Genomic DNA, 16,938 nt, shown 5'->3' with positions numbered 1-16,938 from the left:
GCATATGCTTTTTTCCTGAAAAAAGAACCAGAGGTTCACACAGGAGATTCCCGCCCAAAAGCTGCATGGTTGCAGTAATCGGATAACTTATTTTAAAAAGTGATGATAAAATGGGAATTGTGCTTTCCTGTGCACTTACAGGTTATCGGCCTGAACCTGACAACAAAAGGGGAGAAGAACCCATATGTGGGGACTGATGATGACCATACTTCTGACGCTGTATGGTTGGATGTGTTTATACATCGGCCGCAAGGGGTGGAAACTGTTTGGCAAACCGGCTTCACGTTTTGGCAGATCATTATTTGTTTCTGCTTTCATCCTGTTGGTTTTACCCTTTCCACTGGCAGAACTGGGTGAAGACATTTTGCCCGATCGCGCCGTTTCCTGGCTGACGATCTGGGGCGGGCATTCGATGATCATGCTCCTGTATTTATGCCTGCTCCTCTTGTTGATCGATGTAATCGGATGGATCGATCGCCGGCTCCGGTTCATTCCCTCGGCCGTCAGCAAACATCCGCTCATGCCTTTCCTGCTTGCTGTTGCAGTCATTCTACTGACCATGGGCACCGTGGCTTACGGGAGTTGGAATGCCCAACATCCTGTCACCCAAAAATATGAAATTGCCATTGATAAAAACAGCGATCTTGAGCAACTCCGGATCGCCATGGTTTCAGATATCCATTATGGTCCCATTGTGAATGCTGCGCGGCTGGAACAATTAAGAAAAATGATTGACCAGATCCGGCCGGATCTCGTTCTGGTGGCCGGAGATCTCACTGACAGCAGCCTTCCGCCGCATGAGGCGGAAAAACTGGCCTCTCTGCTGGGTAAAATCCAGGCACCATACGGGACTTTCGCCGTACCCGGAAACCATGACCATGATCTCCGCAGGCCGGACAGCAGACTGATGCAGGCTCTGGAGAAAGAGAATATTCACGTCCTGAAAGATACCCACATCCTGATCAAGAACCGTTTTTATCTCATCGGTCGGGATGATCCCAACCGCCGCAGGGAACCGGCAAGGAAAGACCTGAATGACCTGATGAAAGGAATTGACCGTTCCAAGCCCCTTATTCTGCTGGATCACCAGCCCATTGAACTGGACAAGGCAAAATCTTGCGGTATTGATCTGCAACTGTCCGGCCATACCCATAACGGTCAGATTTTCCCAGCCAACCTGATTACCCGTCAAGTCTATGAAATGGATTGGGGCCTGCTGAAAAAAGAAGCCTACCATCTGATCGTATCCTGCGGGTTCGGCACATGGGGCCCGCCTCTTCGTATCGGCAACCATCCGGAAGTGGTGCAGATTGACATGACATTTCAATAAACGGACAAACAGCGATTTTATACGTAACCATAACTCAAACATTTTAACAGGAAACACTTTAATACAATCGCTTCCTTGCAACGCTTAATCCACAAAAAGTCCTGTCCAAAATTTTTGGAGAACCTTTACAGAAACGGTTTTGTTGCAACTTTTACCCAGTTTGAAAAGGAAAATTTGTATCTTCCTTCTTTACAATATTCGTTTTATCTTGATCACGGAAAGTGAATCCATGAAAAATTTGCCCTTTTGTCATAATCAATCTGTCGTTGGCGAACACAAACTGGCCAAAGCCTTGTTTCAGCCTGATATGGAAAAGGAGCCTGATCCACAAGACTCCTTTCCCCATGACAAATATATCCTCACACTTCAACGATTTTGCCGGACGCGGCTTTTTTCATCCGGTTCATCACGGAATAAAAAAGTCCCTGTTCCTGAAATGATTCGGCAAAAATCATTTCCACTTTCTGCTCATCAAAGTGGCGCAACGCATCATACAAATGGCGGGCCACGCTGGTCGGATCCTGGCGGGATCCGGCTGCAACCACACAATCGGCCTGATACTTCTCTTTATTCTCCTCGGTTGTCAGAACCCCGACCCGTTTTCCTCTTTCCTTTGCTTCCTCAACTCTTTTTTGTATGTACAGGACCATTTTCTGCGGGTCCCCTTTAACCAGCCACATTTCCCCTTTTGGAGCATAATGGCGATACTTCATTCCGGGAGAACGGGGAACCTGTTTTTGGTCCCGGATCCCGGGATCGACGTTCACTTCGCCCAGCGTTTCCCGCAGTTCCTCCAGGGTGATCCCCCCCGGACGAAGCAGAACGGGAACCTCTGCGCTGAGGTCAACCACGGTCGATTCCACACCAATTCCGGCCGGCCCTCCGTCCAGAATTCCATCTATTCTCCCCGCCAGATCCTGCCACACGTGTTCTGCTGTGGTCGGACTGGGTTTTCCGGAACGATTGGCACTGGGGGCGGCAACCGGAGTTCCTACTTCGTTCAGCAGGGCAAGGGCAACCGGGTGATCCGGCATGCGAATCCCTACTGTCGGGAGCCCGGCCGTAACATTTACGGCAAGATTATGACGATGGGGCAAAACCAGGGTGATCGGACCGGGCATATATTTTTCCATCAATATTCGGGCAGCCTCCGGCACCTTAGCGGCCCATTCAAATAGTTGATCCTTGTTTCCGATATGAATGATCAGCGGATTATCTGATGGTCTGCCCTTGGCTGCAAAAATCCGGGCGACACTCTCATCGGAAGTCGCAATGGCCCCAAGTCCATAAACAGTCTCCGTGGGAAAAGCGACCAGTTTCCCTTCTTTCAGCATGGATGCTGCCTTCTGCACGGCTTCTGACTGCCGCAAATGAAATTCATCCAGATTACAGTCAACCTGATACCATTCTGTCTTTCCCAAGATGTTTCCCTTCTTCCACTTATTGTCCACCTATGATAGCACAAACCGGTTTTCAATTGGGCAGTGGATATTTCCTGAAAGCATAGACCATCGGCTGTCCCTGGGATATGGATTTGGCCAGGTGCTCCGATTGACGAAGCTCTTCCGGAATATCATCCTGTCCCGTTTTGACAAACCCGAGCTGGGTAAAAAAACGGGTTGATTGTCCGGCCAGCAGGAATATATGGGATAATCCCATTTTTTCGGCATAGGAGAGCAAGATCCGGATCATGTTCATGCCTACTTTGCTGTTCCAGGGCGCCCGTTCCAGCACAAAGGAACGGAGCAGGCCATAAGGGGGATAAACCTCCATCCCGACAACTCCTACCATTGGCGAAACTTTTCCTTCATTTACAGAAGGGACTTCGGCAATAAAAAAGTGATGGAGATGCTGCTCAATCCCCCGATCTCTTAATCCGACCTCTTTGATCAATTTTCGAATCTGAAACAGATCCTTTTTTTCTGCCTGACGAATGACAAACATAAAAGTTCCCCCATTTCCGCTACTGTTCTTATTAATAGCGGTATGAAAGGGGGGGCATTTATAGAACCGGAATCAGCCCTGAACCAGTCAGTCTCCGATCCATTCTTTCGCTTTTTCCAGCAGCAAAAACCGGACTTCCATCTTTTGGCTCGGTTCTTCCTTTTTTTCTTTATCCATGGAAGCATATGCTGTTTGTGTCGAGGCAACCGATGTCGAAAAAGAGGTGTTCTCTTTGCTGACTGCATCTCCGTTGCTCATGTCGATAAAACAGAGCGGGGGAAACAATACACACCACCAGTTTTCTCCTTCACCGCGGCCAATCGTAATCCGGAGTGCCTCATAATCCCCGGCAGGATATACCCGGGTTCCATATAGTTTGGTTGGGAAGGGAACCACCCCGTAATCTATACGAAACGGACCGTCATAACCATGTTGGCTCAAGGTTTGCCCAACTATTTTTTCAAAGCGCGGCAAATTTTCTTTTACTATTTCCCTCGCTTCTTCCAGGTTATGTGGTTTGTAAGCCCATGTGCTGATTTCGCCGATGATTTCATCGCGGACCTTTCGTTTAAGCAACTGGTCCTCCGGACGGTCGCTGTTTGCCAGGATTCTCAGTCGGATCGCCTGATCCGGGATCTCTTTTTGGACAGAGACATCTGTGTCTGATCCTGATAATGTTTTCGTCCAGCCGTTTAAGTCAAGACTGTAAAGAAAAAAAACAACTCCCGACAATCCCAATAAACCAAAAAACAGATAAGTCCATTTACGCATGGCAAACATCCTCCTCTTTATCCCTACCAACAGTATGGACAGAGAGGAGAGGATTTAATCAATTTTCTTTATCCGGTTGCAAACCGCCCTATCACAATCCGGTCCTTGCCTGCCAGATCCTGTCTCACCTCGATGTTCACAACATTTTCCATGCCCTGAAAAAGCCGGGCCACCTCATCCCCCTGGTCAGCCCCGATTTCAAAGGCAATCAGCCGTGGACGTGCAGGCCACTCAGACAGCTGCCGGACAATGGCCCTGTACGCGTCCAGCCCGTCGGCACCGCCATCCAAAGCGAGACGGGGCTCATAATGGGACACGGTTTTTTCAAGCATCCCGATTTCCCCCGCAGGAATATAGGGTGGATTGGAGACAAGGATATCGATGGGAGAATATTCCCGTTTGAGAGGCTCCAGGAAACTTCCTTCAAACCACAGAATCCGGTCTTCGACTCCATATTTGCGCGCGTTCCGTTCGGCGACCGCCAGTGCCTGCGCGGACAAATCAATCGCCGTTATCTGCCAGCGGGGTTTTTCCAAGGCAAGCGTAATAGCGATCACGCCGCTGCCTGTCCCGACATCGACGGCATGAAACGGCCGATCGGCAGATATCATCGTTCCTTCCTCCAGGACAGCCTCTACCAGCAATTCGGTTTCCGGCCTCGGGATCAGCACTCCGGGTTCCACTTCAAAAGCCCGCCCAAAAAAAGCCTGATCCCCTACAATATATTGCAAAGGCTCCCCTTGAATCCGGCGCTTTAGCCAATTATCCAGCCTCAACTCCAGGGCAGGCGGCCAATCCTCCTGCATTCCCGCAAAAAAATGTGCCCGATCCAGCCCTATTATTCGCCGCATCATATATTCTGCTTCAAACTCCGGAGAATCAATCCCATTTTGCCGCAAAAAAGAAGATGCCTTCCGCCAGACTTCCCGGACAGTACGTTCATTCATCACTCTCACCCTTTATTGGGAGGGGCTGCTTCCTGTTGTTTGAGAAGCTCCGTTTGCTCATACATGATCAGGGCATCAATAATCTCTTCCAATTCCCCGTTCAGAATCAAATCCAGCTTGTGCAGGGTCAAACCGATCCGATGGTCCGTCACACGGCTTTGGGGGAAATTATAAGTGCGAATCCGTTCACTCCGGTCGCCCGTTCCAACCGCCGATTTCCTGACGCTGGCCATTTTCTCCATTTCTTCTTTCTGTTTCAGATCGAGCAATCTTGCGCGAAGAACACGCAAGGCTTTCTCTTTGTTGCTGTTTTGTGATTTTTCATCCTGGCAGGATACCACAATTCCTGTCGGAATATGGGTTATCCGTACTGCGGACTGGGTGGTATTGACACTTTGCCCTCCAGGGCCGCTGGAACAGAAAGTATCAATCCGAAGATCTTTATCATGAATCTCGATTTCCACCTCTTCCGCTTCCGGCAGCACGGCAACAGTCGCGGTCGAAGTATGAATCCGGCCGCCCGATTCGGTTTCCGGGACACGCTGGACCCGATGGGCTCCGCTCTCATATTTTAACCGGCTGTATGCCCCGTGTCCCTGGATCGAGAAGACAACTTCCTTGAATCCGCCAAGCCCGGTCGTATTGGCATCGAGCATTTCTACTTTCCAGCCCTGTTTTTCCGCATAGCGGGTATACATCCGGTACAGGTCAGCCGCAAACAAGGCGGCTTCTTCGCCCCCTGCTGCTCCCCGCACCTCAACAATCACGCTTTTGTCATCATTTGGATCCCTGGGAAGCAGAAGAATTTTTATTTTTTCTTCCAATTCCCCTTTCCGTTCGTTTAACTCGTCTATTTCCACCTTGACCAATTCACGCATTTCGTCATCCAGTTTTTCTTCCAGCATGGCTCTGGCGTCATTCAATTGTTCCACAACCTGTTTATATTCCAGATAAGCCTGGTTTTTCTCTTCAAGCCCGGCCTGCTCCTTGGAGTATTCCCGGAGTTTGTCTGAATTGCTGATCACTTCCGGATCACAGAGCAAACGGCTCAATTCCTCGTATCGTTGATGAATCGCCTCCAGACGATCTAGCACCTTCGCTCACTCCTAACCCTTTCCGATCTCTGATGATCTCGCATCATTTGATTTTACCACAAGCTTCGGTCATTATGGAAGAAAATAAAAGACACCAGCCCGCCGGCAGTGATATGATGAGAAAAATAAGTACTGACAATTCAAAAGAGAAGGAGCAAACTTATGACAGAAGTCATCATAAATGTGATTAATAATCTGATTCTGTTTACTCCGATTATTGCCCTGTTTTTGCTCATCAATCTCTCCGAAAAACTTGAGACCAAAACAGGAAAAGCCTTGGGGTTTCTCAGCTGCTTCTTTGTCATCCTCGGCTTCCTCGCCGCTTTTCTGATTGGAATTACCCTGTATCTCAATGGAAAACCCTTTTTGCCATGGGCCAGACATTTTATGGCTGATGGGGGTTCAGCCCAAAAGTTGGCGAAGATCGGCCTGTCCCTCTGGCTGCCTGCACTGGTCGCCATCATTGTTTTCATTCCCGGAGTACGCCGGCTTTGTTCGCGATTTCTTCCCATAGATCCGCAAAACCGGGTTCATACATTGGCTCTGTCGATGTCCATGATTGTTTTCATTCAATTTTTTGTGACACAGAGCTTTGGCTTAAGCACATTGAACCAGCAAACCGTCCCCAACACACAGACGGGAACACTCTCCTCAATCTGGTCGCAGGATATCCTGCTCGCCATCCTCGGACTGGTCGGAGTGGGATGGCTGACCCGACGATCATTCAAACAGACCCTTGCCCGGCTGGGACTTTGGGGAATCACCTGGAAACAGGCAGGAACAGGCATGTTGATCGGGCTGGTCATGCTGCTTGCCCCCATCATTGCCCAGCAACTGAGCATTTTTTTTGATTGGGCCGATAATACGCACGCCAATGAATTGACAGACAAAATTCTTGGGCCGCTATTGACCTCAATTCCGGGAATTTTAACGTTGGGATTTGCGGCCGCTCTGGGGGAAGAAATTATCTTTCGCGGCGCTTTGCTCCCGCGACTGGGTTTTATCTATACAAGCATTCTGTTTACCCTGGTTCATGCCAATTACGGTTTCAGCGTCAATTCCCTGGTCGTCCTGCTGCTGGCCATTGTCCTTGGCTGGGCACGGATTCGCTACAATACCATCGTATGTATGATCATCCATGCCACTTACAACATCTTTGTCAGCTTATTGGGCAACCCCTTTTAGATTGAGGACAGAAACGGCTCCCCCCGCCTGTGTTGTGGTTCGGGCGGGTTTCTTGCATTTTTAAAATCCCAACCAAATGGCTGAGATTTTTATGGAGTCTATATTGTCACCTGATCAACGTGGTTCGGGACTTCATGGCAATGTCGGCAACGGGCCTCGTATTGCTCTTTGGCGCCTACTTTAATCACCGGGTCATCCATGGCTGCAGGCCGCCCGTCAATCAGCCGCTGTGTTCGGCATGCAGGGCCACCGCATCGGACACAGATCGCTTGCAGTTTGGTAACATATTCGGCCACAGCCAACAGAATGGGAGTGGGACCAAACGGCTTTCCGCGGAAATCCTGATCCAATCCCGCACAAATTACCCTTTTTCCCTGATCAGCCAGTTTCTGGCATATATCAACGATTTCCGGTTCAAAAAACTGGACTTCATCAATCGCCACAACATCAATATCCCCGGAAAGCAATTCGGAAATCTCACCGGCATTCTGTACCGGATGCGCATCAGTCATCAAGCCATTATGGGAAGCAATCGCTTCATGATTATAACGGTCATCGATCGCCGGTTTGAACGCGGCTACCTTTAACCTGGCGATTTTGGCGCGGCGAATCCGGCGGATCAATTCCTCACTCTTGCCGGAAAACATGCCTCCGCAAATCACTTCAATCCATCCCTGACGATCCCGGTTTAAGGAATGATGATTTCCCATTTGTGTTCCTCCAACTTCCAATATGATCCATCATGACAAACGTTCCAGACACAGAAAAAGCACCCAGCCCTCTCTTCTGGATGCTGCAACAATCATTGTTATTTTACCTTAATCAAACATATAACAGTAAAAAAGTCTACTTTTCAAAAACAAAAGGCAAGCCATTTTCCACGCTTGCCACAGCTTGACAAAATCTTACTTGAGATTGTATTTCTTTTTGAAACGGTCGACCCGACCACCCGCATTCACCATTTTCTGTTTTCCCGTAAAAAATGGATGGCACTCGGAACAAATATCCACACGCAAGTTTTCTACAGTCGATCCGGTTTCAAATGTATTTCCACACGCACAGGTGACTTTGGTCATTTTGTATGCCGGGTGAATTCCTTGTTTCATTCGTCTCACCTCTTTCCTAATGCCGTTCCAATAACGTACGTTTAAAACCACTGGTGTATTATAGCATGTTTGCATCAGAAAAGGCAAGAAGACGTCCCGGCAACTACCCAAACGTTAAAAAGGCGCAATTCCCCACGGGTTATGGAGAATGCGCCTTGATTGAGAAAAATAATATGAGAGCAGAAGTTATTTTAAAACAAGCAACGGGTTGATTGCTTTTCCGTTTTTGCGTACTTCAAAATGAAGGTGGTAACCGGTGGCGCGTCCGGTCTGCCCCATCATGCCCAGCCTTTCACCTGTATTGACCTGTTCGCCTTTACTGACGGATATTTGGCTTAGATGCGCATAGTAAGTTATCCATCCTCCCCCATGGTCAATGACTACCAGGTTCCCATACCCTCCTGAATATCCGGCCTGAGTGACGACCCCGCCCAGTGAAGCGCAGATTTCCGCTTTTGCCCCTGCTTCATTCCAGATATCAATTCCTTTGTGCTGCCGGCCGTTTCGCCAGCCAAAATTGCTCGTAATCTGCCCGTTTACCGGCCACCTGAAAACATAGGTCCCCGTCCGGGAATGGTCAGCCAGGCGAATCACGGGTTTTCGATTCGGGTTCCTCTTTTCAGACAGCGAATGCCTGGGGGGATTTCCTTTCCATTTTTGCGGAACGGCAAGCAATTGCCCCGCATAGGTAATCGATGATTCCTTCAGCTCCGAATTCAGGACCGCCATAACTTCAGGTGTCGTTTGATACTCTTTAGCCAGGGATTGGACAGTATCTCCCAATCGTAAACGAATCCACTTTTTTACAAGAGGAATTTGAATTTCCTGTCCGATTTGCAACAGATCAGGATTTTCCAGATGGTTAAACCGTGTCAGTTCCTGACAGGACACCCCGAAAAGACGGCCAATTCCAGAAAGAGTGTCTCCTTTTTTAACACGGTAAGTGAGGGGCTTTGTCTCTACTGTCGCAGCCAAATTCCCCTCAGCAACCTGGGAGATCGGACTTAAGAACTGATACATCGCTTCCTGTGCTATCTGCTCCTTCTCCGGGTCCGCATCCGCTCCTGCTGCCAGTTCCTGGGCATAAACGGGATGTCTGTCTGTCCCGACCATCCATGACGCCGATGTGGAACAAATGGCCAGAGAAGAAGCCAATAGGGCACGTTTCGAAGACATGTCAGCACCTCACAGAAGAGATTGGATAAGGTGTGAATTCCACCTGGTTTCATCTTTATGTGAGGCGTTTTTCATTTATGCACCTTTTATCTTCAGGATCAAGAAACGGATGTTGTGGTACGGCCTGATTTGAAGTCCAGAGAAGCGAGGAATTCTTCATTGGTTTTTGTTTGTTTCAATCTTTTTACGAGGGCTTCGGTATACTCGTTTGAATCACTCAATGATTTTCGAAGCATCCATAATTTTTCCAGTTCTGTTTTATTCAGCAGCAGTTCTTCGCGTCGTGTGCTCGACCGCCGAATATCGATGGCAGGAAAGATTCTTCGTTCCGCAAGGCGCCGGTCCAGATGAAGTTCCAAATTTCCGGTACCCTTGAATTCTTCATAAATCACATCATCCATCCGTGATCCCGTTTCTACAAGCGCTGTTGCCAGGATGGTCAGGCTGCCACCTTCCTCAATATTGCGTGCCGCTCCAAAAAATCTTTTCGGGCGGTGCAGTGCTGCCGGGTCGATTCCGCCGGACAATGTCCTTCCGCTTGGGGGAATCACCAGGTTATAGGCACGGGCCAGCCGTGTGATGCTGTCCAGCAGGATGACTACATCCCGTTTGTGCTCCACCAGCCGCTGAGCCCTCTCCAGAACCAGTTCCGCAACTTTTATGTGATTTTCAGGCAGTTCATCAAATGTGGAACTGACTACCTCTGCATCGACTGAACGCTGCATATCGGTCACTTCTTCAGGTCGTTCGTCAATCAACAGCACAAACAGTTCAATATGGGGATAGTTCTCGGTAATGCTGTTGGCTATTTCTTTTAAAAGCATCGTCTTGCCAGCTTTGGGCTGTGCCACAATCAAACCGCGTTGTCCTCGTCCGACAGGGGCAATCAAATCCATCATCCGTGTAGAAATTCGCTCGGGAGAGGTTTCCAGCAGGAGACGCTTCTGCGGGTAAAGAGGAGTTAGAGCTGCAAAGTGGAGTCTTTCCGCAGCAATGTTGGGATCTTCGCCATTCACCGCTTCGACATGAAGCAATCCGAAATAACGTTCATTTTCTTTTGGCGGACGAACCTTTCCGGAAACAAGATCGCCGGATCTCAGGTCAAAACGACGAATTTGGGAAGCCGAAATGTAAATATCCTCTGAGGACGGAAGAAAATTAATCGGCCTTAAGAAACCGTAACCTTCGGGAAGAACATCAAGCACTCCCTCCATGAACATGAAACCGTCTTTTTCCGCTTTCGCTTTCAAAATGGCAAAAATCAGCTCTTTCTTTTTCATCTGCGAATAGTAAGGAATCTGGTATTCTTTTGCCAGTTTGTATAAATCAACCAATCTGCGTGTTTCCAAATCGCTCAGCGTGAGCTCCATGAGTCGCACCACCACTCAATTCTGTAAAATTCTCTTCCTCTTTCTCCAAAAACGGAGAAGAGGAAGAGGAAAGAAAATTATAAAATAAGGTTCGGTTTTTTCTCAAGTCGATGAGTCCCCTCCACAAAACGGATAGTGCCCGTTTTGGCACGCATGACCAGAGAATATGTCCTGGCAATACTTCCCTTGTAGCGTACCCCTTTCAACAGTTCGCCATCGGTAACGCCGGTGGCAGCAAAAATTGCATCGTCCCCCTTGACCAGATCATCCATTCTCAGGACTTTTCGGGGGTCTTTAAGTCCCATTCTCACACAACGCTGATATTGTTCCTCATCTTCTGGCAGGAGGCGGCCTTGAATTTCTCCACCCAGACATTTCAGTGCCACAGCGGACAACACACCTTCCGGCGCTCCTCCTGAACCCAGCAGAATATCTACTCCCGTATCGGGAAAACCGGTATGGATCGCTGCTGCAACATCTCCGTCCGGAATCAGTTTGATACGGGCCCCCGCTTTTCGAATATCCTCTATTAATTTGGCATGTCGCGGACGATCGAGCACAACGGCTACCAAATCTTCTATATCCTTGCCTGTTGCACGGGCAACGGCTTTCAGATTGTCTTCCACAGGCGCATCAATATCAACTTGTCCAACGGCTTCGGGTCCGACGGCAATTTTATCCATATACATATCGGGCGCGTGCAATAATTGGCCTTTATCCGAAATGGCCACGACTGACAACGCATTCCACAAGCCTTTTGCCACAATATTCGTACCCTCCAGCGGATCCACAGCCACGTCCACCTCCGGAAGATAACCCATTCCCACTCTTTCACCGATATACAGCATGGGCGCTTCATCCATTTCTCCTTCGCCAATGACCACGGTCCCCCGCATCGGAATCGTGTCAAAGACCTTGCGCATGGCTTCGGTGGCTGCAGCATCCGCTTCATCTTTCTTGCCATAGCCCATCCATCGTCCCGATGCTATGGCAGCAGCCTCCGTAACACGAACAAGCTCCATCGTTAAACTTCTTTCCATGAGAAATCCCCTCTTCTGATTATCAAATTAGCCATCACATTTAGAAACAATTCTCCAATTAGAGTAACATATTTACGTTATATGTTACATACTTCGCTCGTTTTTACTTTTTTTTATGATAATTCTCTAAAAGGATGCCTCATTCTTATTAAAGAAATCTAACGGGACACGTTTGAAAATTTAAAATGAGGGCTCATGGCGAAGGAATCATGAGGATCCGGGTTGAAAAGTTTAACTGATTGGCCTGATATGAAGGAGTTCGCTTGCCAGCCGTAAAATCCTTTTATCAAGTTGCCGGCCTGAAAAATTGAAATAATGAAACGTTTCCTCTGATTAAGGGGGAAGCCTGGCCCATAGGCGAAATGCCCCGGCCAGACTTCCTGCCTGTTATGCCCGAGTTGCTTTTTTCCAGTCCGCTTCAAACCTTTCAATGCCCTGATCAGTAAGTGGATGATGAACCATTTGTTTCATCACTTTATAAGGCAAGGTGGCGATATGCGCTCCGCTCATGGCAGCCTGAATCACATGCAAGGGGTGACGAATACTTGCTGCAATGATTTCGGTGGAAATATTGTGCAACCGGAACATTTCCGCCACTTGACCGACCAGTTGCATGCCATCATGGCTGATATCGTCCAGGCGGCCAACAAACGGACTGACATAGGTTGCTCCCGCCCGTGCTGCCATAAGTGCCTGGTTTGCGGAAAAAATCAGGGTTACGTTCGTGGCTATTCCTTTTTTGGAAAAATGGCTGACTGCTTTCAGCCCTTCAATCGTCATCGGAACCTTGATTGTCACCTGATCCGAAATGGCAGCCAGACGTTCGCCTTCTTCAATCATTCCCTTTGCTTCACGGCTGATGACTTCCGCACTTACCGAACCGTCAACAATACTCAAGATTTCTTTCAACACATCTTCAAATACACGACCGGATTTCGCGATAAGACTGGGGTTCGTTGTTACTCCGGACAAGAGTCCCCATTCATTAACTTCCCGAATTTCATCAACGATTGCAGTATCCAAGAAGAACTTCATGGCAACCATCCTTTAAGTAATTAAGATCTGGTCAAACTGAGTATATTTTTTATGCTTTGCCGGAGCTTCCAAACAGGCGCATTTTTCCTTTAACGGTTTCCTTGATGGCTTCACGGGCCGGGCCCAGGTATTTGCGAGGATCAATCATGTCAGGGTTTTTGTCAAGCAATTCCCGGACAACTTTTCCCATGGCAACCTGGTTTTCGGTATTCACATTGATTTTCGCTACGCCTTTGGAAACTGCAATGCGAATCGCTTCATCAGGAACGCCGGAACCTCCGTGCAAAACGATCGGCGCTTCAATCAGACCTGCTACCTCTTCAATGATATCATAGTGTATTTTTGGTTCTCCTTTGTAAAGACCATGTGCCGTTCCCACAGCAATTGCCAATGCGTCAACATTTGTTTCCTTCCAGAAGCGAAGGGCTTCTTCCGGTTTTGCCAGGGATGCATCTTCATCTTTTACATCCAGGTCATCTTCAACACCGCCGATGGTACCCAATTCCCCTTCTACGGATACACCGACAGAATGTGCCGCTTCCACCACTTTTTTGGTCAAGCGGATATTTTCTTCCAACGGATAATGGGAACCGTCAAACATAACGGAAGAAAATCCGGCCTGAATACATTGCATAACCACTTCAAAACTGCTTCCGTGATCAAGATGGAGCGCGACCGGAACATCTGCTTCTTCAGCAGCCACTTTGGACAAGGCAACCACGTTTTTCAGTCCCATGTAACGGATCGCGCCTTCACTGGCACCAAAAATAAGCGGGGACCGTTCTTCTTTCCCAGCTTCAATGATCGCCTGGACAAACTCCAGATTGTTAATATTAAATTGCCCGACTGCAAAGCCTTCTTTCTTGGCTCGTGGCAGGAAGGCATTCATTGATACAAGTGGCATTCTGCTGCCTCCTTCATTTTCTTGTGATTCACTTTTGCATTATAACACTTTGCTAAAGGAATTGGATAGAAAACACCGTATCTGTTAATAAAACTTACTTTTAGTTAAATTCAATATTCTCCTTGTTTCATCAGGAGTCGCGATCCCACGGTCCAGTTCCATGGAAATTCTTGCCACTCGCTCCACCAATTGGGCATTTGTGGCCAGTTCTCCTTTTCGGTAGTAAATATTGTCTTCAAGGCCTACACGCACATGCCCGCCCAACACAATGCCCAATACCGCCATCGGCAACTGGTGCTTTCCAATTCCGGCCACGGTCCAGGTGGCTCCCTCCGGCAACTGCCGGATCAGATGCAGCAGATTTTCCGCCGTAGCCGGAAGCGCGCCGGGAACCCCCATCACAAAATCGAAATGGAGATGCCCCGTAAAGTAGCCTTTTTTGACCAGATGCAGCGCATTAGCTATCATGCCCACATCAAATATTTCAAATTCAGGCCTGACCCCAAACTGTTCAAATTCCTCAGCAAACCTGACAAGCTGCTGTGGATCGTTCATAAACACATCGTTGCCAAAGTTGACCGTCCCTGTCGTCAATGTAGCCATTTCCGGACGCAGGGAGATTGGCTCAAGCCTCTCTTCAGCAGACATTCCGACTGCCCCTCCTGTTGATACCTGTACAACCAGATCGGTTTGCTTTTCTATTCTTTCAATCACTTCCCTGTAAAGCTCCCGGTCCTGGCTTGGGCGTCCGTTTTTGTCACGTACATGGATATGAACAATGGATGCTCCTGCTTTTCTCACCTCTTCTGCCGCTTTAACGATTTCTTCCGTCGTTGTTGGAAGATGGGGTGTATCCTCCTTGGTTACTTCTGCTCCCACCAACGCCGCAGTGATTATCAGCTTTTGCAAAAACCCTACCTCCCCATCCAAAAATCCAGTTTAACGGTTTTTGGGAACCACGCAGGTCCCTGAAGCACGGGCCACCAAAACAGGCGGATCAAGCACACGGGCAAGCGTAGGACGTTCCGGATCAATTCCGCCTTCAATCACCTTGACAGCTTCAAAGGACATTTTTCTGCTCGTATTGCCAACCTTTTCGATCCGGCCTGCCACCTCAATAAAGTCGCCTGCATGAACAGGTGCCAGGAACTCTACCTGATCATAGGCAACAAACAGCCCTTCGTCTCCATCATGACGAATAAGCAGTTCTGTTGCAACATCCCCAAACAGGGACATGATCCGGGCCCCATCCACCAGGTTTCCGCCATAATGGGCATCTGCCTGGCTCATCCGCAAACGGATTTTCGCTTCCATCCTGTCGCCCCCTTTAACTGTCTCAAGATGCCAGCTGCTTCATAACTTCAGTACGCAATTCCTCAATGTCAAATGGTTTGGTAAAATGCGTCAGGGCTCCTAACTGGCTTGCTTCCGCAACCATATCCAGTTCGCCGTAAGCGGTCATCATGATCACCTTTGCTTCGGTATTGAATTTTCGCAAGCGGCGCAATAATTCCAAACCATCCATGCCTGGCATCTTCATATCCAATAATATGAGATCCGGCTTTTCCGCTTGTATGATTTCGAGGGCCTGTTTCCCGTTGGAAGCCTGAAAAATATGTATATCTTCTTTGGAGAACACTTCCTGGAGCAGAAGTCGAATTCCATATTGATCATCCACCACAAGTATTTTTTTATCCAATTGAATATGCCTCCCCTCATAAAACCGTACCATCACAGCTTTATGCCATGGGTGATACCGTGAAATAAATATTTTAAGGAAAATAGAAGGACATTCAAAACTATATTTATTGATTCCTTCACCTATTTCCTGCTTACAGTAAAAAAATAACTGCTACCAAACACTTTTACACAAAAGAATTACTTTCAAAAAGCCAGAACCAGGCATACCCTTTTTCCGAAACAAGGTATGCCAAAAATAAAAAATAAAATTTTTTAGTCGGTCTCTTGTAATCTATAAAAAAACAATCAATTAATAGTATAATTAACCCGTTGCATGCGGTTATTTATTTTTAAACCATTAAGGGAACATTGTACTGAGTAGGAGTAGAACCATGAAACTTCGAACAATTATTATTGCTGTCAGCATCACGGTCATATTTTTGCTCGCTTTCTCTGTTTTTCAGGAAGTATCCGCATTGGAGGATAAAAATCTGCACGCGTTAAACGAGCGGCCAGCCAACTTGTCTGACCAGCCGACCATTGTCTTTGTGGCCCCCCATGCCGATGACGAGTTGTTGTCAATGGGAGTGGATATCGTCAATCATCTCCGGTTGCGTTGGGATGTTCATCTGGTCTTGATGAGTCCGGGAGGACACTCTCGTGCCCGGTTTCTGCTCAACGGGTTCAAGGACTCCGGGAAACAGCCGTATCTTCATAAAGAGCCGGTATATTGCCCATTGCATAAACGGTACCACGATCCTGAAAAAGAGAAGTACTCGGATCCGTATCTGGACGTAAATGATCTGGGCAATGCCCGCGTCAGGGAATTCAGGGAAGTGGCGAGGCGTCTGGGGGTTCCCGAAGAAAATGTACATATTTACAACATTGAAAATGACCGTTTCGATGAACAGTATGAGGAAATCAGCGATGTTATTGAAGAATTGCTGAAACGTTTTCCGGATGCGCATTTCCGGACAACGAGCATCTGGGATTTTCATCCCGATCATGCCATGTTGGGAAAAGTCCTGATGGAATACGAACAAAAAAACCGGATTTCACCGGACAATACGCTCTACTTCATCTCCATCTATAAAGCAAGGTTTACCCGGTATCACCTTCCTTTCAAAGAATACACAATGCATTTAATCGATCCGCAGGATGCCCAAAAAATAAAATACGCTGCCCAGGTATATGGTATCTGGGACCCTGCAAACGAATGGTACCAGATAGGCTATCACAGTGTAAAAAGCCAATTTGAGAAACTGGTAAAAAACGTAAAAAACAAATATCATTATTAGAATAGATTTGACAAAGGTTTGGGCTTTATGTCCGAACCTTTGTTACAATGATTGATAA

The 16,938-nt window shown here is 47.9% G+C and carries 18 protein-coding genes; 3 read left to right on the top strand and 15 right to left on the bottom strand.

Translation table 11 applies throughout. The features are described from left to right. Positions 1 to 184: 184 nt before the first annotated feature. Entirely contained in the window at positions 185 to 1,330 is a 1,146-nt protein-coding gene (locus H2C83_RS11855; RefSeq protein ID WP_220184131.1) for a metallophosphoesterase, read from the top strand. A 359-nt stretch (positions 1,331 to 1,689) separates the two neighbouring features. Here the strand turns inward: H2C83_RS11855 and H2C83_RS11850 are convergent, their stop codons facing one another. From H2C83_RS11850 to prfA, 5 genes are all read right to left on the bottom strand, one after another. Continuing rightward, the gene (locus H2C83_RS11850) at positions 1,690 to 2,715 is read right to left on the bottom strand and encodes an L-threonylcarbamoyladenylate synthase (RefSeq protein WP_281364153.1); all 1,026 of its coding nucleotides are present in this window, start codon (positions 2,713 to 2,715) and stop codon (positions 1,690 to 1,692) included. A gap of 88 nt (positions 2,716 to 2,803) precedes the next feature. Further along, entirely contained in the window at positions 2,804 to 3,274 is a 471-nt protein-coding gene (locus tag H2C83_RS11845; protein ID WP_181740983.1) for a GNAT family N-acetyltransferase, read from the bottom strand. Positions 3,275 to 3,361: 87 nt separating this feature from the next. Beyond that, on the bottom strand, positions 3,362 to 4,045 hold the full coding sequence (gene spoIIR / locus H2C83_RS11840; protein WP_181740981.1) for a stage II sporulation protein R: 684 nt from the start codon (positions 4,043 to 4,045) through the stop codon (positions 3,362 to 3,364). A 68-nt stretch (positions 4,046 to 4,113) separates the two neighbouring features. Further along, positions 4,114 to 4,992 carry a peptide chain release factor N(5)-glutamine methyltransferase gene (gene prmC, locus H2C83_RS11835; protein WP_181740979.1) on the bottom strand — a complete coding sequence of 293 codons (879 nt, stop codon included), beginning with the start codon at positions 4,990 to 4,992 and terminating at the stop codon, positions 4,114 to 4,116. Positions 4,993 to 4,997: 5 nt separating this feature from the next. Next, positions 4,998 to 6,086 carry a peptide chain release factor 1 gene (gene prfA, locus H2C83_RS11830; protein ID WP_181740977.1) on the bottom strand — a complete coding sequence of 363 codons (1,089 nt, stop codon included), beginning with the start codon at positions 6,084 to 6,086 and terminating at the stop codon, positions 4,998 to 5,000. 162 nt (positions 6,087 to 6,248) lie between these two features. Here prfA and H2C83_RS11825 point away from each other — a divergent pair, with 162 nt between their 5' ends. Continuing rightward, the gene (locus H2C83_RS11825; protein ID WP_181740975.1) at positions 6,249 to 7,271 is read left to right on the top strand and encodes a CPBP family intramembrane glutamic endopeptidase; all 1,023 of its coding nucleotides are present in this window, start codon (positions 6,249 to 6,251) and stop codon (positions 7,269 to 7,271) included. A gap of 98 nt (positions 7,272 to 7,369) precedes the next feature. Here the strand turns inward: H2C83_RS11825 and H2C83_RS11820 are convergent, their stop codons facing one another. From H2C83_RS11820 to H2C83_RS11775, 10 genes are all read right to left on the bottom strand, one after another. Then, positions 7,370 to 7,981, bottom strand: coding sequence for a thymidine kinase (locus H2C83_RS11820; RefSeq protein ID WP_181740973.1), 612 nt, complete (start codon positions 7,979 to 7,981; stop codon positions 7,370 to 7,372). Between the two features lie 195 nt (positions 7,982 to 8,176). Continuing rightward, complete coding sequence (gene rpmE / locus H2C83_RS11815) at positions 8,177 to 8,377, bottom strand: 50S ribosomal protein L31 (RefSeq protein WP_181740971.1); 201 nt, start codon at positions 8,375 to 8,377, stop codon at positions 8,177 to 8,179. Between the two features lie 186 nt (positions 8,378 to 8,563). After that, positions 8,564 to 9,553: a M23 family metallopeptidase gene (locus tag H2C83_RS11810; protein ID WP_181740969.1), complete on the bottom strand. Its 990-nt coding sequence runs from the start codon at positions 9,551 to 9,553 to the stop codon at positions 8,564 to 8,566. A 98-nt stretch (positions 9,554 to 9,651) separates the two neighbouring features. Continuing rightward, complete coding sequence (rho, locus tag H2C83_RS11805; RefSeq protein ID WP_181740967.1) at positions 9,652 to 10,923, bottom strand: transcription termination factor Rho; 1,272 nt, start codon at positions 10,921 to 10,923, stop codon at positions 9,652 to 9,654. Between the two features lie 77 nt (positions 10,924 to 11,000). Then, positions 11,001 to 11,963, bottom strand: a complete 963-nt coding sequence (gene glpX / locus H2C83_RS11800) for a class II fructose-bisphosphatase (RefSeq protein ID WP_181740965.1) — start codon at positions 11,961 to 11,963, stop codon at positions 11,001 to 11,003. A 387-nt stretch (positions 11,964 to 12,350) separates the two neighbouring features. Next, on the bottom strand, positions 12,351 to 12,998 hold the full coding sequence (fsa, locus tag H2C83_RS11795) for a fructose-6-phosphate aldolase (protein WP_181740963.1): 648 nt from the start codon (positions 12,996 to 12,998) through the stop codon (positions 12,351 to 12,353). Between the two features lie 49 nt (positions 12,999 to 13,047). Further along, positions 13,048 to 13,902, bottom strand: a complete 855-nt coding sequence (fba, locus tag H2C83_RS11790) for a class II fructose-1,6-bisphosphate aldolase (RefSeq protein ID WP_181740961.1) — start codon at positions 13,900 to 13,902, stop codon at positions 13,048 to 13,050. Positions 13,903 to 13,986: 84 nt separating this feature from the next. After that, a complete protein-coding gene (gene kce, locus H2C83_RS11785; protein ID WP_181740959.1) occupies positions 13,987 to 14,811 on the bottom strand; it encodes a 3-keto-5-aminohexanoate cleavage enzyme in 825 nt (274 codons plus the stop codon). 30 nt (positions 14,812 to 14,841) lie between these two features. Continuing rightward, complete coding sequence (gene kal, locus H2C83_RS11780; RefSeq protein ID WP_181740957.1) at positions 14,842 to 15,216, bottom strand: 3-aminobutyryl-CoA ammonia lyase; 375 nt, start codon at positions 15,214 to 15,216, stop codon at positions 14,842 to 14,844. 22 nt (positions 15,217 to 15,238) lie between these two features. Beyond that, on the bottom strand, positions 15,239 to 15,634 hold the full coding sequence (locus H2C83_RS11775; RefSeq protein ID WP_281364149.1) for a response regulator: 396 nt from the start codon (positions 15,632 to 15,634) through the stop codon (positions 15,239 to 15,241). A 340-nt stretch (positions 15,635 to 15,974) separates the two neighbouring features. Between H2C83_RS11775 and H2C83_RS11770 the strand changes: the two genes are divergently transcribed. Next, entirely contained in the window at positions 15,975 to 16,880 is a 906-nt protein-coding gene (locus tag H2C83_RS11770; protein ID WP_181740953.1) for a PIG-L deacetylase family protein, read from the top strand. The last annotated feature ends 58 nt before the right edge of the window (positions 16,881 to 16,938 follow it).

Source organism: Thermoactinomyces mirandus (assembly GCF_013868055.1).
Lineage (GTDB): Bacteria > Bacillota > Bacilli > Thermoactinomycetales > Thermoactinomycetaceae > Thermoactinomyces > Thermoactinomyces mirandus.
The sequence above is the reverse complement of the archived record's forward strand: the minus strand, read 5'-3'. Positions and strand labels throughout refer to the sequence as shown.